26 protein-coding genes are annotated in these 26,185 nt (G+C 67.5%); 14 read left to right on the top strand and 12 right to left on the bottom strand.

The features are described 5' to 3' along the window. Positions 1-42 precede the first annotated feature (42 nt). Positions 43-1,332, top strand: coding sequence for a helix-turn-helix domain-containing protein (locus BLR24_RS29210; protein ID WP_093024002.1), 1,290 nt, complete (start codon positions 43-45; stop codon positions 1,330-1,332). A gap of 84 nt (positions 1,333-1,416) precedes the next feature. On the opposite strand, the gene BLR24_RS29215 is transcribed toward BLR24_RS29210, so the two are convergent. The 8 genes from BLR24_RS29215 to BLR24_RS29250 form a co-directional block, all read right to left on the bottom strand. Continuing rightward, on the bottom strand, positions 1,417-2,577 hold the full coding sequence (locus tag BLR24_RS29215; protein WP_093024004.1) for an ROK family transcriptional regulator: 1,161 nt from the start codon (positions 2,575-2,577) through the stop codon (positions 1,417-1,419). 40 nt (positions 2,578-2,617) lie between these two features. Then, positions 2,618-3,394 (bottom strand): ATP-binding cassette domain-containing protein, encoded by a 777-nt coding sequence (locus BLR24_RS29220; RefSeq protein ID WP_093024006.1) that lies wholly within the window; start codon positions 3,392-3,394, stop codon positions 2,618-2,620. Between the two features lies 1 nt (position 3,395). Beyond that, positions 3,396-4,586 carry a sugar ABC transporter permease gene (locus BLR24_RS29225; protein ID WP_093024008.1) on the bottom strand — a complete coding sequence of 397 codons (1,191 nt, stop codon included), beginning with the start codon at positions 4,584-4,586 and terminating at the stop codon, positions 3,396-3,398. A gap of 115 nt (positions 4,587-4,701) precedes the next feature. Further along, positions 4,702-5,724 carry a D-xylose ABC transporter substrate-binding protein gene (gene xylF / locus BLR24_RS29230; RefSeq protein WP_093024010.1) on the bottom strand — a complete coding sequence of 341 codons (1,023 nt, stop codon included), beginning with the start codon at positions 5,722-5,724 and terminating at the stop codon, positions 4,702-4,704. Positions 5,725-5,912: 188 nt separating this feature from the next. Next, the gene (locus tag BLR24_RS29235) at positions 5,913-6,251 is read right to left on the bottom strand and encodes a putative antibiotic biosynthesis monooxygenase (RefSeq protein WP_093024012.1); all 339 of its coding nucleotides are present in this window, start codon (positions 6,249-6,251) and stop codon (positions 5,913-5,915) included. A 65-nt stretch (positions 6,252-6,316) separates the two neighbouring features. Beyond that, a complete protein-coding gene (locus BLR24_RS29240; RefSeq protein ID WP_093024014.1) occupies positions 6,317-7,213 on the bottom strand; it encodes an NAD(P)-dependent oxidoreductase in 897 nt (298 codons plus the stop codon). Then, a complete protein-coding gene (locus tag BLR24_RS29245) occupies positions 7,210-7,779 on the bottom strand; it encodes a gluconokinase (protein WP_217636348.1) in 570 nt (189 codons plus the stop codon). Before BLR24_RS29245 ends, BLR24_RS29240 begins: the two co-directional genes overlap by 4 nt. Before the next feature lie 5 nt (positions 7,780-7,784). Beyond that, entirely contained in the window at positions 7,785-8,546 is a 762-nt protein-coding gene (locus tag BLR24_RS29250) for an SDR family oxidoreductase (protein ID WP_093024048.1), read from the bottom strand. A 182-nt stretch (positions 8,547-8,728) separates the two neighbouring features. On the opposite strand from BLR24_RS29250, the gene BLR24_RS29255 reads away from it, so the two are divergent. Both BLR24_RS29255 and BLR24_RS29260 read left to right on the top strand, forming a co-directional pair. Beyond that, positions 8,729-9,682, top strand: a complete 954-nt coding sequence (locus BLR24_RS29255; protein WP_093024016.1) for a 2-hydroxyacid dehydrogenase — start codon at positions 8,729-8,731, stop codon at positions 9,680-9,682. A 19-nt stretch (positions 9,683-9,701) separates the two neighbouring features. Next, complete coding sequence (locus BLR24_RS29260; protein ID WP_093024050.1) at positions 9,702-10,775, top strand: L-idonate 5-dehydrogenase; 1,074 nt, start codon at positions 9,702-9,704, stop codon at positions 10,773-10,775. 6 nt (positions 10,776-10,781) lie between these two features. On the opposite strand, the gene BLR24_RS29265 is transcribed toward BLR24_RS29260, so the two are convergent. Then, positions 10,782-11,792, bottom strand: a complete 1,011-nt coding sequence (locus tag BLR24_RS29265; RefSeq protein ID WP_093024018.1) for a LacI family DNA-binding transcriptional regulator — start codon at positions 11,790-11,792, stop codon at positions 10,782-10,784. A 221-nt stretch (positions 11,793-12,013) separates the two neighbouring features. Here BLR24_RS29265 and BLR24_RS29270 point away from each other — a divergent pair, with 221 nt between their 5' ends. The 3 genes from BLR24_RS29270 to BLR24_RS29280 are packed head-to-tail and all read left to right on the top strand — an operon-like array spanning position 12,014 to position 14,437. Further along, positions 12,014-13,039 (top strand): thiamine pyrophosphate-dependent dehydrogenase E1 component subunit alpha, encoded by a 1,026-nt coding sequence (locus tag BLR24_RS29270; protein WP_175543378.1) that lies wholly within the window; start codon positions 12,014-12,016, stop codon positions 13,037-13,039. Next, positions 13,039-14,001, top strand: a complete 963-nt coding sequence (locus BLR24_RS29275; RefSeq protein WP_093024054.1) for an alpha-ketoacid dehydrogenase subunit beta — start codon at positions 13,039-13,041, stop codon at positions 13,999-14,001. The genes BLR24_RS29270 and BLR24_RS29275 overlap by 1 nt, the downstream gene beginning before the upstream one ends. A 13-nt stretch (positions 14,002-14,014) precedes the next feature. Further along, positions 14,015-14,437, top strand: a complete 423-nt coding sequence (locus BLR24_RS29280) for a MarR family winged helix-turn-helix transcriptional regulator (protein ID WP_093024020.1) — start codon at positions 14,015-14,017, stop codon at positions 14,435-14,437. Positions 14,438-14,445: 8 nt separating this feature from the next. Here BLR24_RS29280 and BLR24_RS29285 read toward each other — a convergent pair whose 3' ends face one another. Next, a complete protein-coding gene (locus BLR24_RS29285; protein WP_093024022.1) occupies positions 14,446-15,207 on the bottom strand; it encodes an SDR family oxidoreductase in 762 nt (253 codons plus the stop codon). A gap of 118 nt (positions 15,208-15,325) precedes the next feature. Here BLR24_RS29285 and BLR24_RS29290 point away from each other — a divergent pair, with 118 nt between their 5' ends. Together BLR24_RS29290 and BLR24_RS29295 are read left to right on the top strand one after the other, a co-directional pair. Further along, entirely contained in the window at positions 15,326-16,252 is a 927-nt protein-coding gene (locus BLR24_RS29290; protein ID WP_093024024.1) for a LysR family transcriptional regulator, read from the top strand. 63 nt (positions 16,253-16,315) lie between these two features. Next, complete coding sequence (locus tag BLR24_RS29295; protein WP_093024026.1) at positions 16,316-17,329, top strand: Bug family tripartite tricarboxylate transporter substrate binding protein; 1,014 nt, start codon at positions 16,316-16,318, stop codon at positions 17,327-17,329. A gap of 31 nt (positions 17,330-17,360) precedes the next feature. Here BLR24_RS29295 and BLR24_RS29300 read toward each other — a convergent pair whose 3' ends face one another. Together BLR24_RS29300 and BLR24_RS29305 are read right to left on the bottom strand one after the other, a co-directional pair. Further along, positions 17,361-17,684, bottom strand: a complete 324-nt coding sequence (locus BLR24_RS29300) for a DUF1840 domain-containing protein (protein ID WP_093024028.1) — start codon at positions 17,682-17,684, stop codon at positions 17,361-17,363. A 12-nt stretch (positions 17,685-17,696) separates the two neighbouring features. Continuing rightward, on the bottom strand, positions 17,697-18,965 hold the full coding sequence (locus BLR24_RS29305) for a class I SAM-dependent methyltransferase (protein WP_093024030.1): 1,269 nt from the start codon (positions 18,963-18,965) through the stop codon (positions 17,697-17,699). Positions 18,966-19,081: 116 nt separating this feature from the next. On the opposite strand from BLR24_RS29305, the gene BLR24_RS29310 reads away from it, so the two are divergent. The 6 genes from BLR24_RS29310 to BLR24_RS29335 are packed head-to-tail and all read left to right on the top strand — an operon-like array spanning position 19,082 to position 26,025. Beyond that, on the top strand, positions 19,082-21,469 hold the full coding sequence (locus BLR24_RS29310) for a bifunctional salicylyl-CoA 5-hydroxylase/oxidoreductase (protein WP_093024032.1): 2,388 nt from the start codon (positions 19,082-19,084) through the stop codon (positions 21,467-21,469). A gap of 1 nt (position 21,470) precedes the next feature. After that, positions 21,471-21,947: a MarR family winged helix-turn-helix transcriptional regulator gene (locus BLR24_RS29315; RefSeq protein ID WP_055807832.1), complete on the top strand. Its 477-nt coding sequence runs from the start codon at positions 21,471-21,473 to the stop codon at positions 21,945-21,947. Continuing rightward, on the top strand, positions 21,944-22,798 hold the full coding sequence (locus BLR24_RS29320) for an enoyl-CoA hydratase family protein (protein ID WP_093024034.1): 855 nt from the start codon (positions 21,944-21,946) through the stop codon (positions 22,796-22,798). Before BLR24_RS29315 ends, BLR24_RS29320 begins: the two co-directional genes overlap by 4 nt. 4 nt (positions 22,799-22,802) lie before the next feature. Beyond that, the gene (locus BLR24_RS29325; RefSeq protein WP_093024036.1) at positions 22,803-23,996 is read left to right on the top strand and encodes an acyl-CoA dehydrogenase family protein; all 1,194 of its coding nucleotides are present in this window, start codon (positions 22,803-22,805) and stop codon (positions 23,994-23,996) included. 5 nt (positions 23,997-24,001) lie between these two features. Next, the gene (locus tag BLR24_RS29330) at positions 24,002-25,630 is read left to right on the top strand and encodes an AMP-binding protein (protein ID WP_093024038.1); all 1,629 of its coding nucleotides are present in this window, start codon (positions 24,002-24,004) and stop codon (positions 25,628-25,630) included. Beyond that, positions 25,627-26,025, top strand: coding sequence for a RidA family protein (locus BLR24_RS29335; RefSeq protein WP_093024040.1), 399 nt, complete (start codon positions 25,627-25,629; stop codon positions 26,023-26,025). The genes BLR24_RS29330 and BLR24_RS29335 overlap by 4 nt, the downstream gene beginning before the upstream one ends. Positions 26,026-26,185: the final 160 nt, after the last annotated feature.

Consider the following 26,185-nt stretch of genomic DNA (forward strand, 5'->3'; position numbering starts at 1 on the left):
CCCCATTCCTGGTTCCCCCTAATTCGAGGAGCAGCGAACAGCATGGCTTTCGAAAGGCTGGGCACGGCCACCGCGCCGCGCCAACTTTTTTCCACCACGCCGGCCCAGCGCGTGGCACTCGCGCGGCAGCAGTTCTTCGAGGAAGGCGTGCGCCCATCGGGGCTCGTCGGCGAAGCCGTGATCCAGTCGTGGCTGCGCTGCACGCGCAACCACAGCGATCGGCAACGCATCGTGCCCTTCGATGCGGTCACTCCAAGCCGGCTGCACGCCACGCTGGCGCGCAACCGCGAACTGCTCGAGGTTGCGCGGCAGGAGCTCGCGAGCATGGAAACCGCGCTCTCGGGCACCGACTCCCGTGTGATCCTGACCGACGGCGAAGGCGTGGTGGTGCACGTCACGCAGCATCCGACCGGGGCGCACCAGCCCGTATTGCGCAAGACCGCGCGCGTGGGCGTGAACATTTCAGAGCGCATGGTTGGCACCACGGCGCCGGGCATCGTCGCGACCACGGGGCAGGCCTGCACCGTCGACGGCGCGGAGCACTACTTCGACGTGCTGTCGCAGATGCAATGCGCCGCGGCGCCCATCCGCGACGTGACGGGCCGTCTGGCCGGCGTGCTCGACATCACGATGGAGGCGCGGCGCTTCGGTTTCGACGCGGCTTCGATGGTGGCGCTGTACGCCACCACCATCGAGAACCGCCTGTTGCAGGCGCAGTCGCGCGACCACCTGATCCTGCGCTTCCAGGCCAGCCCCACCTTGCTGGGCACGCCCATGGAAGCACTGGCCGGCGTGGCGCCCGACGGCACCATCGCGTGGCTCAACGGCGCCGGCGCGCGGCTGATCGGCCGCTTGCCCGAGGAGGCCTGCGAACGCGATGTCGAGTCGATGCTAGGCCACGATCTCGCGAGCCTGCTGCGGCTGGAACGGCGCGAAGCCGCCCAGCCGCTGCGCCTGGCCAGCGGGCTCGGCGTGTGGGTGCAGGCGCGGCTCAAGGCCGCGGACGGCGCGGACTTCAGGCATGCGGTGGCGATGCCGGGCCAGACCAGTGCGATGGTGATGGCGCCAGCACCGATCGAGACGGCGCCGTCAGAAGGAGGCACTTCGCAAGCACCGGAGCCGGAGGCGCCCCAAAGCGAGACCCTGCGCGAGCACAGCCGCAAGCTGATCGAGGAAGCGCTGGCCGCGCAAGGCGGCAACGTTTCGCAGGCGGCGCGGCAGCTGGGCGTGTCGCGTGGCACCCTGTACAGACGGCTGCGCGAATGGCGCGAGGAAGACAAGAGCGCAGCGCCCAGCGAGTTCTTCCGGGAAACGGCAAACCCCAGAAGCTAGGCCAAGGCACGTGCGCAGGCGTATGCGCAGTCGCCGTGCATCGGCGGTGTGCCGCGGACCTGCCGGCGCCTCACCGACGATTTTTCAGGCCGAAGGTATCGCGTAGTCGCGCGCAGCGCGTGCGCGGCGCGCGCGCGCATCGAGCTGAAGAGGCCGCAGATACTCGTGCAACGCCAGCGCGGCCGCGCCCACCGCGGGAGCCAGCTCGCCATAGCGGGCCAGGCGCAGGTCAGGCGCGGGCATGCCGGCCGCATCGGCATGGCGCTTCACCATCTCGAAAGCCGCTTGCGCCAGGCCGCGATGCTGGGTGCACGACTTGCCCCCGAGCACGATGGCGCGCGGATCGAAGGTAACCCACAGGTTCTGCAGCAGCACGCCGAAGAAGGCGGCCGCACGCGCCGTTTCGGGCGCCTCACGCTCCAGCGCGCGCGAGCCGAAGAAGGCTTCGGCGCAGCCTCTTCGCCCACACGAGCACAATGGCCCGTCGATCTGCACGATGGTGTGGCCGATCTCGCCCGCCATGCCTTGCGCGCCTGTGAACAGCCGGTCGTTCAGCACTACGCCGGCACCCACGCCGACGTCGCAGCTGACGAAGATCAGCGGATCGCCGCCTTCGCCGCCAAAGAACTCGTACTCGCCGAGCGCGGCGGCATCCGCATCGTTCTGCAGCTGCACCACGACGCCCGGCAGGCCCGCCGCGGCAAAGGCTTGCTCGAGCGCGGGCAGCAGGCTCACATTGCGCCAGCCGAGGTTGGGCGCAAAGCGGACCACGCCGGTGCAATCGTCCACCGCGCCGGGCACGCAGACGCCGATGCTCGACAGGCGCAGCCCCAGTTCGCTCAACTGCCGGTGCGCCGCTGCAGCCATGCGCGCGACCTGCGCGCAGACGCCGGCCGGTGCGCTGTCGGTCAGCGCATGCGTGTCGGCATGGAGCACCTCGCCCTGAAGCGAGACGCAGGCCAGGCGCACCGTTTCGACCGCGATCTCGACGCCCATCAACGCGCGCACGCCGACGTTGATCTGCAGCGGCGTGGAAGGCCGCCCCAAGCCATCGGCAACAGTCGTACCGGCCTCGCTGAGCCAGCCCTCGTCGAGCAGCTCGCGCACCAGCAGGCTCACGGTCGATTTGGTGAGGCCGCTTTCGTCGGCAAGCCGCGCACGCGAGAGTCCCGGGCGGGCGCGCAGCAAACGCAGCAAAGCGCTGCGGTTCATCCGCTTGAGCAGCTGCTGATCGCCGATGGTCATGATCCGACCCCCAACCTGCGAACCTCGAGCGCGCCTGCGTTCACCTGTGCGCCTGCTCTTTTCCTTCGGGCCGCTTGCCGGCGATGATCATGCCGAGCACTTCGTCTTCAGTGACGTCCGCGGTGCGGTAGGTGCCGACGAGCTTGCCGTTCTTCATGACCGCGACGCGGTCGCTCAGCGAGAAGACGTCGGGCATGTCGTGCGTGATCAGGAAGATGCCGACGCCATCGGCCTTGAGCTGCTTCACGAGCCCGCCGACCATCGCGGTTTCTTCGGGGCCGAGCGCGGCGCAGGGTTCGTCCATGATGAGAATGCGCGCGTTGAAGTACAGCGCGCGCGAGATCGCCACCACCTGCCGCTGCCCGCCCGAGAGGCGACGCACCGGGATGCGGATGTTGGTGAAGTTCTTGTTCAGGCGGTGGAACACCTTGCGCGCCTGCACCTCCATGAAATGATCGTCGAGCGTGTTCCAGCGCGTCATCTTCTCGCGGCCGAGAAAGAGGTTGGACACGGAGTCGAGGTTGTCGGCCAATGCGAGCGTCTGGTAGATGGTCTCGATGCCCAGCGCCTGCGCCTCGGCGGGCGTGCGGATGTGGACCTTCTCGCCCGCGATCAGCGTGTCGCCCGAGTCGATTGGATAAGCGCCCGCAAGCATCTTCATGAGCGTGGACTTGCCTGCGCCGTTGTGGCCGAGCACCGCAACCACTTCGCCGGGATGGAGGTTCACGCTCACGCCGTCCACGGCCTTCACGCCGCCGAAGGCCTTGCGGATGTCGCGCAGTTCGACGAGGGGTCTGGATGTGTCGATGGTGCTCATCTCAGTTCTCTCCAAAGCGCGTGCGATAGAGAACGTCGAACACCACCGCCACGATCAGCACCTGCCCGATGATCACCATGCGCTTGCCGATGGGCACGTCGAGCAGCAGCATGCCGCTGTCGAGCGACTGCATGATGAGCGCGCCCAGCACCGAGCCGAAGATCGAGCCGCTGCCACCCGCGAGCGCCGTGCCGCCGATGACGGCGGCCGCGATCACGTACAGCTCCATGCCCGTGCCGAGCGAGTTGGTGCCGGCATTGAGCCGCGCAATCGAGACGATGGCCGCCACCGTCACCAGCACCGCGAGCAGTGCGAACAGCATCAGCGTGACGCGCTTGACCGGAATGCCCACCAGCGCCGCCGCATCGGGGTTGCCGCCCATCGCGAACACGTAGCGCCCGAAGCGCGTGCGGTGCACGATGAACGACAGCACGATGGCCACCACGGCCCAGATCAGCACCGGAATCGGGAGACCCTGGGGCGCGTCTTTCGAGGCGATCTGGTAGTTGTTCATGACGGCCGCAAAAACGAACACCACCGCCACCGGCACGGCGGTCAAAAGCAGTTCGAGCCAGAGCGGCTCGTTGGGCATCTCGTGATGGGCGCGCGCGCGGCGCTTCTGCAGCATGCGCGCGAACAGCACCACCGCCACGAACACCGCGAGAACCCAGGTCGCGGTGGTGCCGATGCCGCCGTCGTATCCGCCGCCCAGGCGCTGAAAGAACTCGTCGTTCACCGGCTGCGTCTTGCCGTCGGCCACCAGGAACGCGGCGCCGCGGAAGGACATCAGCCCGCCCAGCGTGACCACGAACGACGGCACGCCCAGCATCGCCGTGAGCCAGCCCTGATAGATGGACACCAGCAGCGCCACCGCAAGGCCCGCCAGGCAGGCCGTGGGCCACGACCAGCCCGAGGTGTATTGCAGATAGGCGATCAGCACGCCGACAAAGCCCATGACCGAGCCCACTGAAAGGTCGATGTGGCGCGCCACGATGACCAGCACCATCACGGTCGCGACGATGCCCACCACGGCCGTCTGCTGCGCCACGTTGTAGAGGTTCTCGGGCGACAGGAACACGCCGCCGGACATCACGTTGAAGACGATGCCCATGACGACCAGCAGCACGCTCATCAGCAAGAGCCGCAGATCGACCCCCGCGCGCCGCCACCAGCCTGGCGTTTGATTGCTCATTGTTTAAACATCCTCTCGAAGAAGAAACAGGTGCGCGACGGCGCGCCGGCCCGGCCTTCGGGCCGGCCTGAACCGCGAGACGGCACGGATCGGGGAGCGCCTGCGGGCGCGCCCGCTACTTGCAGGCTGCTGGCGCGCTGGCGGCCTGGACGCCCTTGCAGAGTTCGTCCTTCTTGATCCAGCCGGCCTTCACAACCACGTCGAGGTTGTCGCGCGTGATCGGCACCGGCGTGAGCAGGCGTGACGAGAGCGAGATCTTCTTCGGACCGGAATTCCACGGTGCGGCCTTCTCGGCCGGCTTGCCCTGCGTCAGCGCGATGGCGGCGCTGGCGGCTTCTCGGCCGAGTTCGCGCGAGTCCTTGAAGACCGTGGCGGTCTGCGTGCCCAGCGCAATGCGGTTGAGCGCGGCAAAGTCCGCATCCTGCCCCGATACCGGAACGCCGCGCAGGCCCTTGGCCGTGAGCGCGGCGACCGCGCCGCCGGCCGTTCCGTCGTTGGCCGCCACCACCGCATCGACCTTGTTGCCGACCTTGGTGAGGATCTGCTCCATGTTCTTTTGCGCGACCTCGGGCTTCCAGCCTTCGGTGTATTCGTCGCCGACGATCTTGATGTCGCCCTTCTTCACGGCGGCATCCAGCACCTCTTGCTGGCCCGCGCGCAAAAAGTCGGCGTTCGGGTCGCTCGGCGAGCCCTTGATGATCACGTAGTTGCCCTTGGGCTTGACCTTGAAGACCTCGCGCGCCTCCATGCGGCCGACTTCGACGTTGTCGAAGGTGATGTAGAAGACGCCCGGCGCCTCGATCAACCGGTCGTACGCGACCACGGGCACCTTCTGGCGCGTGGCCTTGGTGATCGCGGGCAGGATCGCGTCCTTGTCCATTGCCAACACGATGAGCGCCTTGGCGCCCTTGGAAATCAGCCCCTCGATGTCGCCCAGCTGCTTCTCGGGCGAGCCGCCCGCGTCGGCACTGATGTACTTGGCGCCGAGCTTCTCGAGCTGGGCCTTGATGGCGGCCTCGTCGGTCTTCCACCGCTCTTCCTGGAAGTTGGACCAGCTCACGCCGACCACGGTCTGCGCCACTGCGCCCACTGCGGTGAGGCCGAAGGCCATGGCGGCCAGGGTGTGCTTGAGTTGCATCGATGTCTCTCCTTGGAGGTTGCCCGGCGAAAAGCCGTGTAAGAAATTAGTTAGTTTGAAGGGCGAACTAACTATCCCATTCGGGCAACGCGAAGGGCATCCGGGAATTCCCGGGGAGCGGCGAGACATGCACAGCGCCCGTAAGGCGAAGGTCGACAGCGGCTAGCGCCGTCGCCAGTGTTAGGGCATCAGCTGTTGACGAGCGGAAATTCTTCGGCGCTGAACACCGTGTGAAAGACCGTGCCGTCGAACATCTCGAACAGATGCTTGGAGAGCTCGCGGCTTTCGTAGCGCACGGGTGAATCGAGCGCCAGCGCAATGTCTTCGCGGCTGGCATAGCGGGTCGACAGCACCATGGCCAGTTCGGGATCGCTCACATCGCTTTCGATCTGGCGCAGCACGCGCACTTCGAGCACGCCCGGAAAACGGGTCCAGAGCGGCACCAGCTTCTCGTGCACGTGCCGGTCGAAAGCCTCTTCCATGCCGGCCTTGACCTTGCCCCGGAAAAACGCGCAACGGATGAACATGGGTGTCTTCTTTCCTGGTTGAAATGTGTTGTCGGGCCGCGCGCAGGGTGCGGCCAATGCGTGCTTCAGTCGCGCGCGTAGCCGTTGAACTGGCGCATCATGGCGGCCGTGTCCTCGGCTCCGAGCCCGGCCGCCACAAAGGCGCGGTGCAGCTCGGAAACCGCGCCCGCCAGCGGCAGCGGCAGGCGTTCGGCCTGCGCAAAAGCCTGTACCGCCTCCAGGTCCTTGAGCATGTTGTCGATACGGCCCGTGGGCGTGAAATCTCGTGCGGCCATCTTGGGACCGAACTCGCGCAGGATCTGGCTGTCGGCCCGCCCGCCGGCCAACGCGGTGTGCAGCTTCGAGGCATCGACGCCACCAGCTTCGGCCAGCCGCACGGCCTCGGCCACGGCCTGGAAGCCGATGGCGCAGAGCAGCTGGTTGACCAGCTTGGTGGTCTGGCCGGCGCCGCTTTCGCCCATGCGGGTGTAGTTGGCGCATAGGCTGTCCATCACGGCGCGCGCGCGTGCCACGTCGTCCTCGCTGCCGCCGGCCATGACCGTCAGCTGGCCGAGCAAGGCCTTGGGTGCGCCGCCCGAGAGCGGCGCATCGACGAAGCCCATGCCCGTGCGTTCGCGCAGCAGCTGCGCGAGCCGGCGCGTGGAGGCCGGATCAATGGACGACATGTCGATCAGCAGGCGGCGCGAATCCGCGGGCTCGGCGGCGGCCACGCCGGTTTCGCCGAAGAGCGCACGCTCCACCACCGCGGCCGAGTTGAGGCTGGTGATGACGAAGTCGCTCGCCGCCGCGGCCATGGCCGCGGTGCCAGCAGCGCACGCGCCGTGGGGCTCCAGCGCGGCGACCTTGGCGGTGTCGAGGTCGAACACGCGCACCGTGTGGCCGCATTCGAGCAGGCGGCGTGCAATGGCCGAGCCCATGATGCCGACGCCGATCACGGCCACGCGCTGGCTTGGGAATGTCATGCGGCAACTTTCAGTGAGGCGGAGCAATTCTGTGCGCACGCGATCAGACGCGCCCCCACGGAGGCCACGATCAGCGGCACCGGCTCGTCGATGGCCGCGTGCAGCACCTCCGGCTCGTCCGCACCGGGTTTCTCGAAGGCCTGCAGCTGGCTGTCGAGCAGGGCCGGCGGCATGTAGTGCCCGCTGCGCGCCTCGAGGCGGTGCCGGACCAGTGCGCGCGGCCCGTCGAGGCACACGAAGTGCAGGTCGGGCGCTGCCGCGCGCAGGCGGTCGCGGTAAGCGCGCTTCAGCGCCGAGCAAGCCACCACCACGCCCGCCGGCGCCGCGGCCTCGTCGCTCAACCGTGCACCGATGCGTTCCAGCCACGGCCAGCGGTCCTCGTCGCAGAGCGGCACGCCGCCGCGCATGCGCGCCACGGCCTCGGGCAAGTGCAGGTCGTCGCCGTCGATCCAGGGCACGCCCAGCACACAGGCCAGGCCGGCGGCCACGCTGCTCTTGCCGGTGCCCGAGACGCCCATCACCACCACGGCCAGCCGCGCCCGGTATGGTTGCTGCAGCGAGGCCATGGGAATCAAAGGCTGGCAGTGATGCCGCCGTCCACGTACAGGATGTGGCCGTTGACGAAGCTCGATGCATCCGAGGCGAGAAAGATCGCCGCGCCGCCGAGTTCTTCCACGTCGCCCCAGCGCCCGGCGGGCGTGCGGCCGGAAAGCCACGCGGTGAAGGCTTCGTCGGCCACCAGCGCCTGCGTCAGTTCGGTCTTGAAATAGCCGGGCCCCAGGCCGTTGACCTGGATGCCATGCTTGCCGAGGTCGATGGCCATGCCCTTGGTGAGCATCTTCACGGCGCCCTTGGTGGCGGCGTAGGGCGCGATGCCCGGCCGGCCCAGCTCGCTTTGAACCGAGCAGACGTTGATGATCTTGCCGCGCTTGCGCTCGATCATGCGCTGCGCCACGAAGCGGCCGACGAAAAACACGCTGTCGATGTTGGTGGTGGTGATCTTGTGCCACGCGTCGATCGGAAACTCCGCGAACGCGCCGCGGTGCTGCATGCCGGCGTTGTTGACCAGAATGTCGATGGGGCCGACTTCGGCTTCGATGCGTGCCACGCCCGCTTCCACCGCGGTGGCGTCGGTCACGTCGAAGGCCATGGCTTCGGCCGCGACGCCCCGGGCGCGCAAGGCGTCGCGCGCGGCTTCGAGCGCGCCGGCATCGCGCGCATTCAGCACGATGCGTGCGCCGGCCGAGCCCAGCGCCGCGGCCAGCGAAAAGCCGATGCCCTTGCTGGAGCCGGTGATGAGGGCGGTGCGCCCGGAGAGGTCGAACAGTTTCAAGCGGAGCTCCAGGAGGATGGGCGGAATGCGCACGAGGCGGCAATGCGAATACGTTACCGGTATCTTATTAGGCCGTCAAGGGTGAAAACCTTGGTGCGACTTCCTTTAAACGATCTCAGGCAGAGGTTAAAGTTACCGGTATCTATATTGCGCCCAGCCGCGCCACCCGCAGGAGAATCCGCTTGACCGCTGCCACTACACCCCCGCACGTGCTGATGCCCGGCCCCTATCCGGAATGGGACATGGCGCCGATGGCGGAGAGCTACAAGCTCCTCCGTTGGTGGGAAGCGCCGGACCGGCAGGCCTTCATCGCAGAACACGCCTCGGAAATCCGGGCGGTGGCCACGCGAGGCGAGCTGGGTGCCAACGCCGAGCTGATTGCGTCGCTGCCCAGGCTGGAGCTGGTCGCCTGCTACGGCGTGGGCACCGACGGCATCGACCTTGCGGCCTGCCGCGCGCGCGGCATCCGCGTCACCAACACGCCCGACGTGCTCAATGGCGACGTGGCCGACCTCGCCGTGGGCCTCACGCTCGCGCTGCAGCGGCGCATTCCGGCGGGTGACCGCTTCGTGCGCAGCGGCGAATGGGCCAAGGGCCCGATGCCGTTGGCCACGCGCGTCTTCGGCCAGCGCGTCGGCATTGCCGGTTTCGGGCGCATCGGCAGCACCATCGCGCGGCGACTCTCGGGCTTCGAGATGGAGCTGGGCTACTTCAGCCGCACGGCGCGCGAAGACAGCCCGCTGCGCCACTTCAACAATCTCACGGCCATGGCCGAATGGTGCGACGTGCTCATCGTCATCCTGCCCGGCGGCGAGGCCACGCGCGGCATCGTCGATGCCGAGGTGTTGCAGGCACTCGGCCCCACGGGCTGGCTGGTGAATGTGTCGCGCGGCACCACGGTGGACGAGGGCGCACTGCTGCAGGCGCTCGAGCAGCGCAGCATCGCTGGCGCGGCGCTCGACGTGTTTTTGAACGAGCCGCGCATCGACCCGCGCTTTGCGGCGCTCGACAATGTGGTGCTGCATCCGCACCATGGCAGCGGCACCGAGGAGACCCGCCGCGCCATGGGCGAACTGGTTCGCCGTAATCTGCAGGCCCACTTCGGTGGCCAGCCCCTCGTCACCCCGGTCGCCTGACGGCCTGAAGGAGAACCCCATGCGTATGCGTTGTATGTGCCTCGTGATCCATGCCCCCGATGACCTGCGCCTGGAGGAACAGGACGCCGGAGACATCGGCCCGGGCCAGGTGCTGGTGAAGGTCGGCATGGGCGGCATCTGCGGCTCCGACCTGCATTACTTTCACAACGGCGGCTTCGGCACCGTGCGCATCAAGGAGCCGATGGTGCTGGGCCACGAAGTGGCGGGCACCGTGGTGGCCACGGCGCCCGGCGTCGACAGCGTGCGCATTGGCGACAAGGTGGCCATCAACCCGAGCCGCCCGTGCGGCGCCTGCAAGTTCTGCCTCGAGGGCCTGCCAAATCAGTGCCTGGACATGCGCTTCTACGGCAGCGCCATGCGCACGCCGCACGTGCAGGGCGCGTTCCGCAACATGCTGCTGTGCGAGGCCACGCAGTGCGTGAAGGTGGCGGCGCATGTGCCGCTGCGCCTGGCGGCGCTGGCCGAGCCGTTCTCGGTGGGGCTGCATGGCGTGTCGCGCGCAGGCCCGCTCCTGGGCAAGCGCGTACTGGTGTCGGGCTGCGGGCCCATCGGCGTGCTGGCCATCGCGGCCGCGCGTGCGCACGGCGCGGCCGAGATCACCGCCACCGACGTGGTCGACGAGCCGCTCGCCTTCGCGCGCGCCATGGGCGCCGATCACGTCATCAACGTCGCACAGGACAAGGCCTGGGTGTCGCGCTATTCGGCCGACAAGGGCACTTTCGACGTGATGCTCGAATGCTCGGGCAACGAGCGCGCCCTGCGCGACGGGCTCGAGGTCATGCGCCCGCGCGGCGTGGTGGTGCAGCTGGGCCTGGGCGGCGACGTGAGCATTCCGCAGAACATGGTGGTTGCGAAGGAGCTCAGCATCTGCGGCTCGTTCCGCTTCCATGCGGAGTTCGCACTGGCGGTGCGGCTCATCAACGAAGGCCGGGTCGATCTGTCGCCGGTCGTGTCGCACACCTTCCCGATGCAGCAGGCACGCGAGGCCTTCGAACTGGCAAGCGACCGCCAGCGCGCCATGAAGGTGCTGATCGACTTTGCCGACACCGGCGCGGAAACCGTCGCGGCCTGATCGGCCTCAGGAGCTTTCGCGCTGCTCGATGCGAAACGGGATCAGCACCGTTTCCTCGGGCGGCCGGTGGCCTTCGCGGGCGCCGTCGATCACCCGCAGCAGCAGTTCGCCCGCGGCCCTGCCGATGCCCACGCAATCCACCGCCACGGTGGTGATGCGCGGATGGCAGGCGCGCGCCACCTCGAAATCGCCGAAACCCGCGATCGCGATGCGGCCCGGCACGTCCCAGCCGCGGCGCTGGCATTCCATCAGCGCGCCGAAGGCCGAGAGATCGGACACGCACATCACGGCATCCACGTCGGGCCATTGATGGATCAGCTGCACCACGGCCTCGCCCCCTTGCGCCATCGAGATAGGCGGCTGGCCGAAGCTGATGACGCGCCCGTCGGGCAGGCCCAGTTCGCGGATCGCCTCGACATAGCCGCGCTGCCTGTCAGCCCCGCGGGTGTCGCGGTTCGAGGTGCCGCCGATGAAGGCGATGCGCCGGTAGCCCTGGCCGTGCAGGTGCCGCACCATCGCGGCGGCCGCTTGCGCGTTGGAGAAGCCGACCGTGTGCTCGATGGGCGTGGCGGGCAGATCCCAGGTCTCGACCACCGGAATGCCGGCCGCCTGCAGCATGGCGCGCGCGGCGGACGTGTGGGCGCCTCCGGTGAGGATCACGCCCTCGGGGCGGCGCGCGAGCATCGCGCGGACAAGGCGTTCCTCGGTCTCCACGCGGTAGTCGGTATAGCCCAGCAGCAGCTGCAGCCCGCGCGCTTCCAGGGCGGCGGCAATGCCTTGCGCGGTTTCTGAAAAGTTGGAGTTGTTCAGCGACGGAATCAGCACCGCGACGAAACCCGAGCGCTTGCTGGAGAAGGTGCGCGCGGTCTGGTCGATGACGTAGCCCATCTCTTCGCAGGCCTGCAGGATGCGCTGTCGCAGCGCCTCCGAGGTGGCGCGGTCGCTGCCCGTGCTGCGGTTGAGCGCACGCGACACGGTCATCTTCGAGACGCCGACGCGCGCGGCGACGTCGGCCATGGTCGCCGGGCGAGGCAGGGAGGCGGAGGCTTTGGTCGAGGGCAAGTGCTGGGTCTCTCTCTGGAATGCGGGTCCGAGGATAGGCGACGGCGGGCGGAAAGAGAGAGCTTAGGTTACCGATATCGCAAAGCCGAGTCGGCGGGGTAACTCCTGTGCCGGTTTTTCATCTCGTTTGATACGATTTTTGCCAGAACCGCCGGTTTCAAAGCGCTGGAGACAAGATGGGTTCGAGTATTTCACCGAACGGTGCCGGGCAGGCGCTGTACCGCACCATGGTGCGCATCCGCGCCTTCGAGAATGCCGCGGAAGCGGCGAGCCAGGGCGGCGTGAGCGCCTATGGCCAGCAGGCCGCCGGCTCCGCCAAGGTGCGCGGACCGCTGCACCTCTCGACGGGGCAGGAGGCCGTGCCGGCCGGCGTGTGTGCCCATCTGCGAACGAGCGACTACCTCACCTCCACCCACCGCGGCCACGGCCATACGCTGGCCAAGGGCGCGGACCTGACACGCATGATGTGCGAGCTGTTCGGCAAGGCCACCGGTTTCAACGGCGGCAAGGGCGGCTCGATGCACATCGCGGATTTTTCCGTCGGCATGCTGGGCGCAAACGGCGTGGTGGCTGCCGGCCTGCCGATTGCCGTGGGCGCGGCGCACGCGCAGAAGCTGCTCAAAAAAACTGGCGACATCACCGTTTGCTTCTTCGGCGACGGCGCGATCAACCGCGGGCCCTTTCTCGAGGCGCTGAACTGGGCGCGCGTGTACGACCTGCCCGTGCTCTTCGTCTGCGAAGACAACCGCTGGAGCGCCACCACCGCGAGCGGCCCGATGACGGCGGGCGAAGGCGCTTCGGCGCGCGCCGCCTCGATGGATATTGCGGCCACGCAGGTCGATGGCAACGACGTGTTCACGGTGCACGAAACCGCGGCCAGGCTGGTCGCCGAGGTGCGCGGCGGCGGCGGGCCGCGCCTGTTGCATGCGCTGACCTACCGCGTGAAAGGGCATGTGTCGGTCGACGTCGCGGCTTACCGCGATCCGGCCGAACTGGCTGCCGCGCTCGAAACCGATCCGATCGCGCGGGCGCGCGGGCATCTGCTTTCGCAGGGCGCGAGCGCAGCCGCGCTCGATGCGATCGAGAACGCGGCGCGCGACGAAGTCGAGACCGCCCTCGCCGTCGCCGACGCGGCGCCCTGGCCAGAGCCCGGCGACGCCTTCACTGACGTGCAGACCACCGGAGCGGGGCAATGGCACTGATGACGACCCAAGAACTCAGCTATTCCGAGGCCGCCATGCTCGCCATCCAGCGCGAGATGGAGGCTGATCCGCGCGTGGTGGTGCTCGGTGAGGACGTGGGCCGCGGCGGCATCTTCGGCCAGTACAAGGGCCTGCAGCAAACCTTCGGCGCCGATCGCGTGATCGACACGCCGATCAGCGAGGCCGCGATCATGGGCGCGGGGGTGGGCATGGCGCTCGCGGGCCTGCGGCCCGTGGTGGAAATGCGCGTGGTCGACTTCGCGCTCTGCGGCATGGACGAGCTGGTGAACCAGGCCGCCAAGAACCGTTTCATGTTCGGCGGGCAGGGCCGCGTGCCGCTGGTGGCGCGCATGCCTGGCGGCATCTGGGATGCCTCGGCCGCGCAGCATTCGCAGTCGCTCGAAGCCTGGTTCGCACACCTGCCGGGCGTGGTGGTGGTGAGCCCCTCGACACCGCAGGACAACTACAGCCTCTTGCGCGCGGCGCTGCAATGCGGCGATCCGGTGGTCTACATCGAGCACAAGACGCTCTGGGGCCAGCGCGGCGAAGTGAACGAGGACATGGCCGTGCCGCTCGGCAAGGCGCGGCGCGTGCGCGAGGGCGACGCGCTCACGCTCGTGAGCTGGAGCAAGCAGATGCAGGCGTGCGCCGCGGCCTGCGACACGCTCGCGGCCGAAGGCATTGCGGTCGACCTGATCGACCTGCGCACGCTCTGGCCCTGGGACCGCGAAACGGTGCTCGCATCGTGTGCGCGCACGCGGCGGCTTCTGGTGGTGCACGAGGCGGTGCAGGTAGCGGGCTTCGGCGCCGAGATTGCGGCCAGCGCCGCGGAGGCCACGGGGTGCCGCGTGGCGCGGCTTGGCGCACCGCGCATTCCGGTCGGCTATGCGCCGGTGCTCGAGGCAGAGTCGCGCATCGGTGCCGAAGCCATCGCGGCCGGCGCGAGAAAACTGCTGGGCTGAGCCGCCGTGCGCCATGGACCCGCTGTTCTTCAAGCTGGTGCGGGTGGTCAACCTCACGGCACGCCCGTTCCATGAGAAGGTCGGCCGCGAGCACCATCTCACGCTCAACGAATGGCGCGTGATGGCTGTGCTGGGCGGCGAGCCCGGGCTCAATGCCACCCAGATCGCCGATTTCACCGGCCTCGACAAGATGGCGGTGAGCCGCGCGCTGGCCGGCCTCGGGCGCCACGGGCGCGTGCAGCGCCATGACGATCCCGCCGACCGGCGCCGCGGCCGGCTCTACCTCACGGCGGCCGGCGAGGCGCTGCACGAGACCGTCGGCGCGCTGGGCCGGCAGCGCGAGGCCGTGCTGTTCGAAGGCGTGAACGCCGACGAGCTGGCCCGCCTCGACGCCACCCTGGACAAGCTCATTGCCGCCGTCCAGCGCGCCGATTGAGCGCCTGGTCAGGCTGCGAAGCCGCCGTCGATGTTGAAGCTGGCACCGGTCACGAAGCCTGCTTCGGGGCTGGCCAGGTAGGCCACCATGCCGGCGATTTCTTCGGGGCGCCCATGGCGGGCCAGCGCCATCAGGCCGTGCATGGCGGCGGCGTTCGGGCCGTCGACCGGGTTCATGTCGGTGTTGACCGGGCCGGGCTGCACGTTGTTGACCGTGATGCCGCGCGGGCCGAGGTCGCGCGACAGGCCCTGCACCAGTCCCTTCAGCGCCGACTTGCTCATGGCATAGGCGCTGCCGCCGGGCCAGGGCATGCGCTCGGCGTTGGTGCTGCCGATGTTGATGATGCGGCCGCCTTCGCCCATGTGCCGCACGGCGGCCTTGGCGGCCACGAACACGGCGCGCACGTTGATGTCCAGCGTACGGTCGAAATCCTCGAGCGAGAAATCTTCCAGGGTGCCGGGCAGGAACACGCCGGCGTTGTTGACGAGCACGTCGATACGGCCGAGCTTGCGTGCGGCTTCGTCGATGCCGGCGGTGAGCGCGGCGGCGTCGGCGCTGTCGATCTTCAGCGCCAGGGCACGGCCGCCTTCGGCCTCGATGCTGCGCGCCAATTCGTCGGCCGGCGCGCTCGAACTCGCGTAGCTGAAGGCGACGGCGGCGCCGTCTTCAGCCAGGCGCCGCACGATGGCGGCGCCGATGCCGCGCGAACCGCCGGTGACGAAAGCGACTTTGCCCGCGAGGACGGGAGAGGTTGATTTGCTGGGAGCCATGATGAGGTGTTCCTGTCGGTTGTGAGGTTGAAGGCCTTCAGTGTCGTGGCTCCATTACCTTTGCGGTAGCCACCAATTGATGCAATCAAATTCAACCGATGGTTGAAAATAGCGATCCATGGAACCGCTCAATCACCTCGAGTCCTTCGTCCAGAGCGCGGAGAGCGGCAGCTTCTCGGCCGCGGCGCGGCGGCTCGGGCTCACGCCTGCCGCGGTCAGCAAGAACGTCGCGCGGCTGGAAACCCGCCTGGGCGTGCGGCTGTTCCAGCGCAGCACGCGCCGCCTCACGCTCACCGAAAGCGGCGAGCGCTTCCTGGGCCAGATCGGCGGCGCGCTCGCCACCCTGCAAGATGCGGTGGCCGATGTTTCGAAGAACGACGGGCAGCCTGCCGGCACGCTCAAGGTGAGCATGGGCCAGGCGTTCGGCCGCGAGCACGTGCTGCCGATGATGGGCGACTTTCTTGCGCGCTACCCGTCGATCCTGCCCGACTGGCACTTCGACAACCAGCAGGTGGACCTGGTGGGCGAAGGCTTCGACGCGGCCATTGGCGGCGGCATCGAGCTGTCGCCGGGCGTGGTGGCGCGAGAGCTGTCGCGCATCCATGTGGTGGCGGTGGCCGCACCGGCTTATCTGTCGGGCCGAACGCTGCCGGCGCATCCCGCGGACCTGGTGCGGTTCGACGCGCTGCTGCGCCGCTCCTCGCCCACGGGGCGGCTGCGCAGTTGGACCTTGCAGCATGCGAGCGGCGACCAGACCACGGTGGAACTGCCCCGTCCGCGCGCGATTTTCAACGACCCCGAAGCCATTGCGCATGCCGCGCTGATGGGGCTGGGCGTGGCCATGCTGCCGATGCCTTTCGTCGAGCGCGGCCTTCGCGGCGGCGAACTGGTGCGCCTGCTGCCCGAGTGGCATTTCGACGCGGGCGCGGTCTGGCTCTACTACCCCAGCAAGAAGCTGCTGCCCGCCAAGACGCGGGTCTTCATCGACTTTGTGCTGGAGCGCTTTCGCAGCGAACGCTTCGCCGAGCGGATGCAGGTGGCATAGGCCGGCGCATCACCGGGGTTTTACCGGCGGCGCCGGCCGTCGTTCGCCTGTACAAACAACCGCATGACTTCTTCAATTTTCAAAATGAATCGCCGGGCTGCGCTTGCGGCTTCCGCGGCCATCGCACTGGCAGCATCGCCCTCCTGGGCCCAGAACACCTGGCCGAACAAGCCGGTGCGCATCGTCGTGCCGTTTGCGGCGGGCGGCACCACCGACATCCTGGCGCGCGCGATGGCGCCCGAGTTGTCGAAGGCCTTCGGCCAACAGTTCATTGTCGACAACCGCGCGGGCGCGGGCGGCAACGTGGGCGCCGAGATCGTGGCGCGCGCGCCCAATGATGGCTACACGCTGCTGATGGGCACGGTCGGCACGCACGGCATCAACCGGGCGCTCTATCCCAAGCTGCCGTTCGACCCGATCAAGGACTTCGTGCCGATCACGCTGGTGGCGGCCGTGCCGAACGTGATGGAAATGAACGCCGACAAGGCCAAGGCATTGAACATCCGCAACGTGCAGGATTTCATCAAGTACGCCAAGGCCAACCCGGGCAAGCTCAACATGGCGTCGAGCGGCAGCGGCACCTCGATTCATCTGGCGGGCGAGCTCTTCAAGAGCATGACCGGCACCTTCATGGCGCACATTCCGTACAAGGGTTCCGGGCCGGCGCTGCTCGACATGGTGGGCGGCAATGCCGACGTGATGTTCGACAACCTGCCCTCGTCGATGGCGCAGATCAAGGGCGGCAAGCTCACGGCCCTGGCCGTGACCAGCGCCCAGCGCTCCCCCGCGCTACCCGACCTTCCGACGGTCGCGGAAGCCGGCGGTCCGGCGCTCAAGGGCTACGAGGCCAGCTCGTGGTTTGGCCTGCTGGCACCCGCCGGCACCTCGCCCGACATCGTGAACCGGATCCAGCAGGAAGTGGCCAAATCGCTCGCCACCCCCGCCATCAAGGAAAAGATGCTGGCCCAAGGCGCGATCCCGAGCGGCAATACGCCGGCCGAATTCACCAAGCTGATTGCCAGCGAGCACGTGAAGTGGGCGAAGGTGGTGAAGGACTCCGGCGCAAAGGTCGACTGACCTCAGGAACGGATGCGTTGCCGGAGTTTCGTCAGGTCTTCCAGGTGACGTCTTTTTTCTCGGCCAGGGAATCCCTCAGCATGTGAAGCAGGGGGGCTGCGCGCTGGTGCAGTCCCACGTGCTGCTTCTCGGCCTCGGCGGCGTGGCCTTCGACGGCGTAGTCGTCGTTATTGTGGGGATTGCTGGCTTCGCGTGACAGCGCGGATTCGAGCGCCGCAATGGCGGCGGGAATCTGCTCGACGGTGACGATGCCTTTGGGCGCGATGTCCTTGCCGATGATGTCGAACAGCTGGCGCGCGTGCACCTCGAGCATCACGAAGTCAGGGGAGGCGCGGGACTGGAATCGGTACAGCATGATTGTTTTCACTCACTTGTAGATGTAGTCACGGGCAAAAGGGTACACCGATTGCGAGCCGCGCAAAACACCGTGTTCGACCCTGCCGTCGGGCTTGGTGGAAAGCATCTGGTGCAGTGAGATCCAGCCTTGCTCGAAGCTCATGGCGGAGCCCGCCAGATAGAGACGGTAGGCGCGCAGGATGCGCTCCGCGTTCTCGCCCTGCCGGCCACCCGCACGCTCCAGCACCTCACGTGCGGCGCCGAGCTGCGACTCGAGCGCGTCGGACCAGGCCCACAGCGTGCGCGCGTAATGCGGTCGCAGGCTTTCGGTGTCGACCATCTCCAGGCCCGCGGCGGCCGTTTCGCGCAGCACGTGCGTCACGTGCAGGAGTTCGCCGCCCGGAAAGATGTACTTCTCGATGAAATCGCCCATCCCCGCGCCCAGCTGCCGGTAGTCGAGATCGCCCGAGGTGATGCCGTGGTTCAGCACCAGGCCGCCGGGCTTCAGGAGCGAATGGATCTTGCGGAAGTAGGTGGGCATGTTGGCCGCGCCCACGTGCTCGAACATGCCGACCGACGAGATCTTGTCGAAAGGCGCGTCGGCTGACAGCTCGCGATAGTCGCGCAGCTCCACGCGTACGCGGCCCTGCAGGCCTTTTTCCTCGATCAGCTGCTGCACATGCGCGTGCTGGTTCTTCGACAAGGTGATGCCGGTGGCGTCGACGCCGTAGTGCTCCGCCGCCCACAGCAACAACCCGCCCCAGCCGGAGCCAATGTCCAGAAAGCGCTCGCCGGGCTGCAGCAAAAGCTTGCGGCAGATGTGGTCCAGCTTGGCTTCCTGGGCCTCTGCCAGGGTCAGTTCGGGCGTACGAAAGTAAGCACACGAATAGACCCGGCGCGGGTCGAGCCACAGCGCGTAGAAATCGTCGGAAACGTCGTAGTGGAACTGGATCTGCTCCGCATCCTTGTTCAATGAATGGGAGCCGCGGGACTTGGCCATCCGCAGCAGGCGGGTCCACCAGGTGGTGTCGGTTTGGGCGGGGTTGCCGGGCAGCATGCCGACCGTTGCGTCGATCAGGTCGCGCATGGCGCCCTCGATCTGCACCTTGCCTTCCACGTAGGCCTCTCCGATGGCGCCCACCTGGTGCGCCGCCAGCTTGGCCAGCGCCGACCATTCGCTGAATGCCAGCGTCACGCGCGACCCGGGCTTGGCCACTCTTCGGCCGTCAGGTAATTCCAGCGCGATGGGCACGGGCAGCGACGCAAGCTGCGACTCGATCTTGGGTATCAAGCTTTGCATGGTGAGCCCATGGTATTGATTTTTTCAGTTTTTTGCATGACATCACACGACTTGCGGGGTACCCCTGTGGCAAGACCCCGTTGACACCAGATTGTTTATGCTTAAACTATTCAACCATGAACAGCCTCACCGCCGGCCTTCCCGCCGCAGCCGCCATGGACCTTCAACGCATCCTGTGCATCGGCGGCGGCCCCGCGGGCCTTTACTTCGCCTTGCTGATGAAAGCGCGCAACCCGGCGCTCGAAATCACCGTGGTGGAGCGCAACCGGCCCTTCGACACCTTCGGCTGGGGCGTGGTGCTGAGCGACCAGACGCTCGCCAACCTGGCCGCGGCCGACGCCGAAACCGCGGCGCTGATCGGCAATGAGTTCCACCACTGGGACGACATCCAGGTGTTCTTCAAGGGGCGGCAGGTGCGCTCGGGCGGCCACGGCTTCTGCGGCATCGGCCGCAAGCGGCTCTTGAACATCCTGCAGGAGCGCTGCCTGGCGCTCGGCGTGAATCTGGTCTTCGAAACCGACGCCACCGACGACCAGGCGATCGCCGCCCAGTACAACGCCGATCTGGTGATTGCCAGCGACGGCCTCAACAGCCGCATCCGCCAGCGCTACGCCGACGTTTTCAAGCCCGACATCGACCTGCGCAACTGCCGCTTCGTGTGGCTCGGCACGCACCAGACCTTCGACGCCTTCACCTTCGCCTTCGAGCAGACCGAGCACGGCTGGTTCCAGGCCCACGCCTACCAGTTCGACGAAAAGACCTCGACCTTCATCGTCGAGACGCCCGAGGCGGTGTGGAAGGCCCACGGTCTCGACCAGATGGAGCAGCCCGAGGCCATCGCCTTCTGCGAGAAGCTGTTTGCCAAATACCTGGGCGGCCACCCGCTCATCAGCAACGCCACGCACCTGCGCGGCTCGGCCAACTGGATCCGCTTTCCGCGCGTGGTGTGCGAGCGCTGGACGCGCCGCATCGACGTGGAGGGCCGCTCGGTGCCCGTGGTGCTGATGGGCGACGCGGCGCACACGGCGCACTTCTCGATCGGCTCGGGCACCAAGCTCGCGCTCGAGGACGCGATCGACCTGGCGAACGAGTTCGAGCGCGGCGGCATGGTCGATCACGTGCTCGAAGGCTACGAGGCGCGCCGCAGCGTCGAGGTGCTCAAGATCCAGAACGCCGCGCGCAACTCGACCGAGTGGTTCGAGAACGTGCCGCGCTACACCGGCATGCAGATCGAGCAGTTCGCGTACTCGCTGCTCACGCGCTCGCAGCGCATCAGCCACGAGAACCTGCGCTTGCGCGACACCGAATGGCTCGGCGGCTATGAGCAGTGGCTCGCCGGGGGCAAGCCCGTGGCGCCCATGCTGATGCCGTTCACGGTGCGCGGTCTCACGCTGAAGAACCGCATCCTCGTGTCGCCGATGGCCACCTACAGCGCCGTGGACGGCGTGCCGCAAGACTTTCTGCTGGTTCACCTGGGCGCGCGCGCGCTCGGCGGCGCCGCGATGGTGTGCGTCGAAATGACCAGCCCGACGCCGGAAGGCCGCATCACCCCCGGATGCACCGGGCTCTACAACGACACGCAGCAGGCGGCGTTCAAGCGCATCGTCGACTTCGTGCACACCCAGTCGAGCGCGAAGATCGCGATGCAGCTCGGCCACAGCGGGGCCAAGGGTTCAACGCGCGTGGGCTGGGAAGGCACCGACGAGCCTCTGGAGAGCGGCAACTGGCCGTTGCTGTCCGCCAGCGCGGTCGCCTATGGCGAGCAAAACCAGCTGCCGGCTGCCATGACCCGCGAGCAGATGGACGACATGCGCGAACGCTTCGTCGACTCCACCCGCCGCGCCGCCGAATGCGGCTTCGACTGGCTCGAGCTGCACTGCGCACACGGCTACCTCCTGTCGTCCTTCATCAGCCCGCTCACCAACCTGCGCACCGACGAGTACGGCGGCGGCATCGAGGCGCGCTGCCGCTATCCGCTCGAAGTGTTCCGCGCGATGCGTGCGGCGTGGCCCGAAGACAAGCCGATGAGCGTGCGGATTTCGGCGCACGACTGGGCGCCGGGCGGCAACACCGACGCCGACGCGGTCATCGTCGCTCGACTCTTCAAGGAGGCAGGCGCGGATTTCATCGACGTCTCCTCCGGCCAGACCACGCGCGACGCCAAGCCGGTGTACGGCCGCATGTACCAGACGCCGTTCTCGGACCGCATCCGCAACGAAGTCGGCATCTCGACCATTGCAGTGGGTGCCATCACCGATGCCGACCAGGCCAACAGCATCATCGCGGCCGGGCGCGCCGACTTGTGCGCCATCGCGCGCCCGCACCTCGCCGACCCAGCCTGGACGCTGCACGAAGCCGCCAAGCTGCAAAGCCGCGACGTCGACTGGCCCAAGCAGTACCTGAGCGGCCGCGATCAGCTCTACCGCGAGATTGCCAAGCAACAGCAGATGGCTGCGGCCGCGAATGCGGCGCTGGCGGCATCCAACAATGAGGAAACACACTGACATGGACCTCGAAGCACGCGCCCACAGCGAGCACCCCGAGGCGCTGCGCCTCTGGCTGCGACTCCTCACTTGCACCCAGCTGATCGAGAAGCAGGTGCGCAACGAACTGCGCTCGCAGTTCGCGACCACGCTGCCGCGCTTCGACCTGATGTCGCAACTCGAGCGCTCGCCCGACGGCCTCAAGATGAACGAACTCTCGCGCCGCATGATGGTGACGGGCGGCAACGTCACCGGCATCACCGACCAGCTCGTGACCGAGGGGCTGGTCGAGCGCATCAACGTCGAGGGCGACCGCCGTGCCTGGCGCGTGCGGCTCACCGCTCGCGGCCGCAAGCTCTTCAACGACATGGCGCAGCAGCACGAGGACTGGATCGTCGATGCCTTCGCGGGCCTCAGCGCCAAGGAGATCGCGCAGCTTCACAAGCTGCTCGGCAAGGTCAAACAACACTCACACAGCCAGATGGCGGAGGCCGAATGAAGCATTACATCGGCACGGGCAATCCCATGCGTGCGCAATTCGAGGCCAAGGCGCCTTACGTGGCCAGGCACTTCGCGTGGAGCTACGAGGCCGGCGTCGGCACCGTTACGCTGAACCGCCCCGAGCGCAAGAATCCGCTCACCTTCGACTCGTACGCCGAGCTGCGCGACCTCTTCCGCGCGTTGAACTACGCAACCGACGTGAAGGCGATCGTCGTCACCGGCGCGGGAGGCAACTTCTGCTCGGGCGGCGACGTGCACGAGATCATCGGCCCGCTCACCACGATGCGCATGCCCGAGTTGCTCGAGTTCACGCGCATGACGGGCGACCTGGTGAAGGCCATTCGGCATTGTCCGCAACCGATCGTCGGCGCGATCGACGGCGTGTGCGCCGGTGCCGGCGCGATGATCGCGCTGGCTTGCGACCTGCGCTACGGCTCGCCCGCCACGCGCACCGCTTTCCTGTTCACCCGCGTGGGTCTTGCCGGCGCGGACATGGGCGCTTGCGCATTGCTGCCGCGCGTGATCGGCCAGGGCCGCGCCTCCGAACTGCTGTTCACGGGCCGCGCGATGACGGCGCAGGAAGGCCAGGCCTGGGGCTTCTTCAATGCGCTGCACGAAAGCGACGCATTGCTCGAAGCCGCGACCAAGGTGGCGCGCGAACTGGCCGAAGGCCCGAGCTTCGCGCACGGCATGACCAAGACCATGCTCTCGCAGGAATGGTCGATGACCATCGACCAGGCCATCGAGGCCGAAGCGCAGGCACAGGCCATCTGCATGCAGACCGAAGACTTCAAGCGCGCCTACGAAGCCTTCGCCGCCAAGCGCAAGCCGGTGTTCGGTGGGGACTGACGCCATGATGACGAAGATTCCCGCACCGCCTTCGACGGCGCACCTCGCGCTGCCCTTCTTCGACGAAGCCCATCGCTCGCTCGCGCGTGAGCTGCTGCCCTGGTGTGCGGCACAGGAAATCGATGAGCGCGACGACCGCGCGGCCTGCCGCGAGTGGGTAAGGCGCCTTGGCGATGGTGGCTGGCTGCGCTACGCCGTGCCCGGCAGCGCGGGTGGCGCGCTCGAGCGTCTCGATTCGCGCGCACTCGTGCTGCTACGCGAAACACTGGGCTACCACTCGCCGCTGGCCGACTTCGCTTTTGCGATGCAAGGCCTGGGAAGCGGGGCCATCACGCTCGCGGGTACGCCCGAGCAGCAGTCGGAATACCTCACGGCCGTAGGCAAGGGCGAGAAGATCGCGGCCTTTGCGCTGAGCGAACCCGATGCGGGCTCGGACGTGGCCGCGATGGCGATGCGCGCCGAGCCCACCGCCGAGGGGTGGCGGCTGAACGGCACGAAGACCTGGATCAGCAATGGCGGCATCGCCGACTTCTATTGCGTGTTTGCAAAGACGGACCCAACAGGCGGTACGCGCGGCATCACGGTGTTCATCGTCGATGCGAAGACACCCGGGCTCGACACGTCCGAACACATCGACGTGATGGCACCGCATCCGTTGGCCACGCTGCGCTTCGACGATTGCGTCGTGCCGCGCACGGCGCGGCTGGGTGAGCTCAACGGCGGCTTCAAGCTGGCAATGCGCACGCTCGACATCTTTCGCGCCTCGGTGGCAGCCGCCGCGCTGGGCATGGGACGCCGTGCACTCGCCGAGGCCATCGCGCATGCGAAGAGCCGCCGCATGTTCGGCCACACGCTCGCCGATTTCCAGCTCACGCAGGCCAAGCTCGGCGAGATGGCCGCATTGATCGACAGTGCCGCCTTGCTCACTTATCGCGCCGCGTGGATGCGCGATGACGCCGAACAGCGCGGCGCCCCAGCGGTTGGCGATGTTTCCGCTGCCGCGGCCATGGCCAAGATGTGCGCCACCGAAAACGCAAGCCGCGTGATCGACATGGCACTGCAGATGCACGGCGGCCTTGGCGTGAAGGTCGGCACGAAGATCGAGAGCCTCTACCGCGACATCCGCTCGCTGCGCATCTACGAAGGCGCGACGGAAGTTCAACAACTGATCATTGGCAAATCCGTTTTGCGGGGATAAACACCGTGTCTGCACAAGTCGACCGCTTCGTTCACGACCGCCTGCCGCCCGCCGAGCAGTTGCCGGTCTTCCGCTACGACCTGCCGGAGTTGCAGCTGCCCGATCAGCTGAACCTGGTCGAAGAGCTGCTGGACAAGGCACCCGCCAAGGGGTTTGGCGACAAGCCGATGCTGCGCTCACCCGCCGGCACGCTGACGTATTCGCAGGCAGCCCTCGAGGTCAACCGCATTGCGCAGGTGCTGACGGAGGACCTGGGCCTCGTGCCCGGCAATCGCGTGCTGCTGCGCGGCGGCAATTCGGTGGCCATGGCGTTGTCATGGCTTGCCGTGGTGAAAGCCGGCTTGATCGCGGTGGCCACCATGCCGCTGCTGCGCGCCAAGGAACTGGGCGACATTATCGAAAAGGCGCGCCCCGTGGCGGCGCTGTGCGATGGCCGCCTGCTCGACGAGCTCGTGCTGGCGCAACGTGAGCACCCAGTGCTTGCCTCGGTAATCGCGTTCAACAAACTCGATGCGCCCGATTCGCTGTCGGCACGCGCGGCCGCTAAGAGCGGCGTGTTTACGGCCTGCCCCACGGCGTCGGACGACATCGCCCTGCTCGCATTCACCTCGGGCACCACGGGCAAGCCCAAGGCGCCGGTCACCGCGCACCGCGACGTGCTGGCGATGTGCGAAACCTGGCCGCGCCACGTGCTGAAGGCGCGAAGCGACGACATCGTGATCGGCTCGCCGCCGCTGGCCTTCACCTTCGGGCTCGGCGGATTGCTGGTGTTCCCGATGTGGGCCGGCGCCTCGGTGTACTTTGCCGATGCACCGTTCACGCCCGAAGGGTTGGTGAAGCTCATCAACGAAGTCGGCGCGACCATCTGCTACACCGCGCCCACCTTCTACCGCCAGATGGCGCCCTTCGTCCGGCAGCACGGCGCGCCGAGCCTGCGCATCTGCGTAAGCGCCGGCGAGGCGCTGCCCGACGCGACGCGGCAGCTGTGGAAGGAAGTCACCGGCATCGAGATGCTCGACGGCATTGGCGGCACCGAGGTGTTCCACATCTACATCTCCGCCGCCGGCGACCAGGTGCGCCGCGGCGCGGTCGGCAAGGTGGTGCCGGGCTTCACGGCAAAGGTCGTGGACGACGAGGGCAACGAAGTGCCGCGTGGCACCGTCGGCAAGCTGGCGCTGCAGGGGCCGGTGGGCTGCCGCTACCTCGACGATCCGCGCCAGACCGACTACGTGAAGAACGGCTGGAACTACCCCGGCGACTCCTTCGTGCAGGACGCCGACGGATACTTCTTCTACCAGGCACGCGCCGACGACATGATCATCACCGCCGGCTACAACGTCGGCGGGCCCGAGGTGGAGGATGCGCTGCTCAAGCACCCGGCCGTGGCCGAGTGCGGCGTGATCGGCAAGCCGGATCCGGACCGCGGCATGATCGTGAAGGCGTTCTGCGTGCTGAAGCCTGGAATCGAAGGCGATGCCGCACTCGTCAAGGCGCTGCAGGACCACGTGAAAGCCACCATTGCGCCATTCAAATATCCGCGGGAGATCGAATTCGTGACGGTGCTGCCACGCACCGAGACCGGCAAGCTCCAGCGCTTCAAACTGAGGCAACTCGACCACGACACCACATCATGATGAACAAACTCTTGCAGCCTCCGGGCTGGTTGCCCCCGAAGGGCTATGCGAATGGCGTGGCCGCACGCGGCACCATGGTGTTCGTCGGCGGCCAGATCGGCTGGAATGCGCAGCAGCAATTCGAGTCGGACGACTTCATCGACCAGTGCGGCCTGGCGCTGCGCAACATTGCCGAGGTGCTGCGCGAAGCCGGCGCCGGCCCCGAGCACATGGTGCGCATGACGTGGTACGTGACGGACCGCGACGAATACAGCCGCCGGCTGGCCGAGCTCGGCCCTGTGTACCGCGACGCCATGGGGCGCAACTTTCCGGCCATGACGTGCGTGCAGGTGGCGGCGCTGGTCGAACCGCGCGCCAAGATCGAGATCGAGGTCACGGCCGTCATTCCGGACTGACGCGCAAACACTCGCTCATAAAAAAGCCCTCTTCGCGAGGGCATTTTTAGTTTGCATTCTTCGACTGACCCGTCCTGCCATAGGTTGACACCTATGAAGGACATATAACCGGCTTGATCCAGCCGGCCAGAGACGCCCGATGAACTTCATCGGGCGTTTT

It is taken from the genome of Variovorax sp. OV700 (genome assembly GCF_900099805.1).
GTDB lineage: Bacteria > Pseudomonadota > Gammaproteobacteria > Burkholderiales > Burkholderiaceae_C > Variovorax.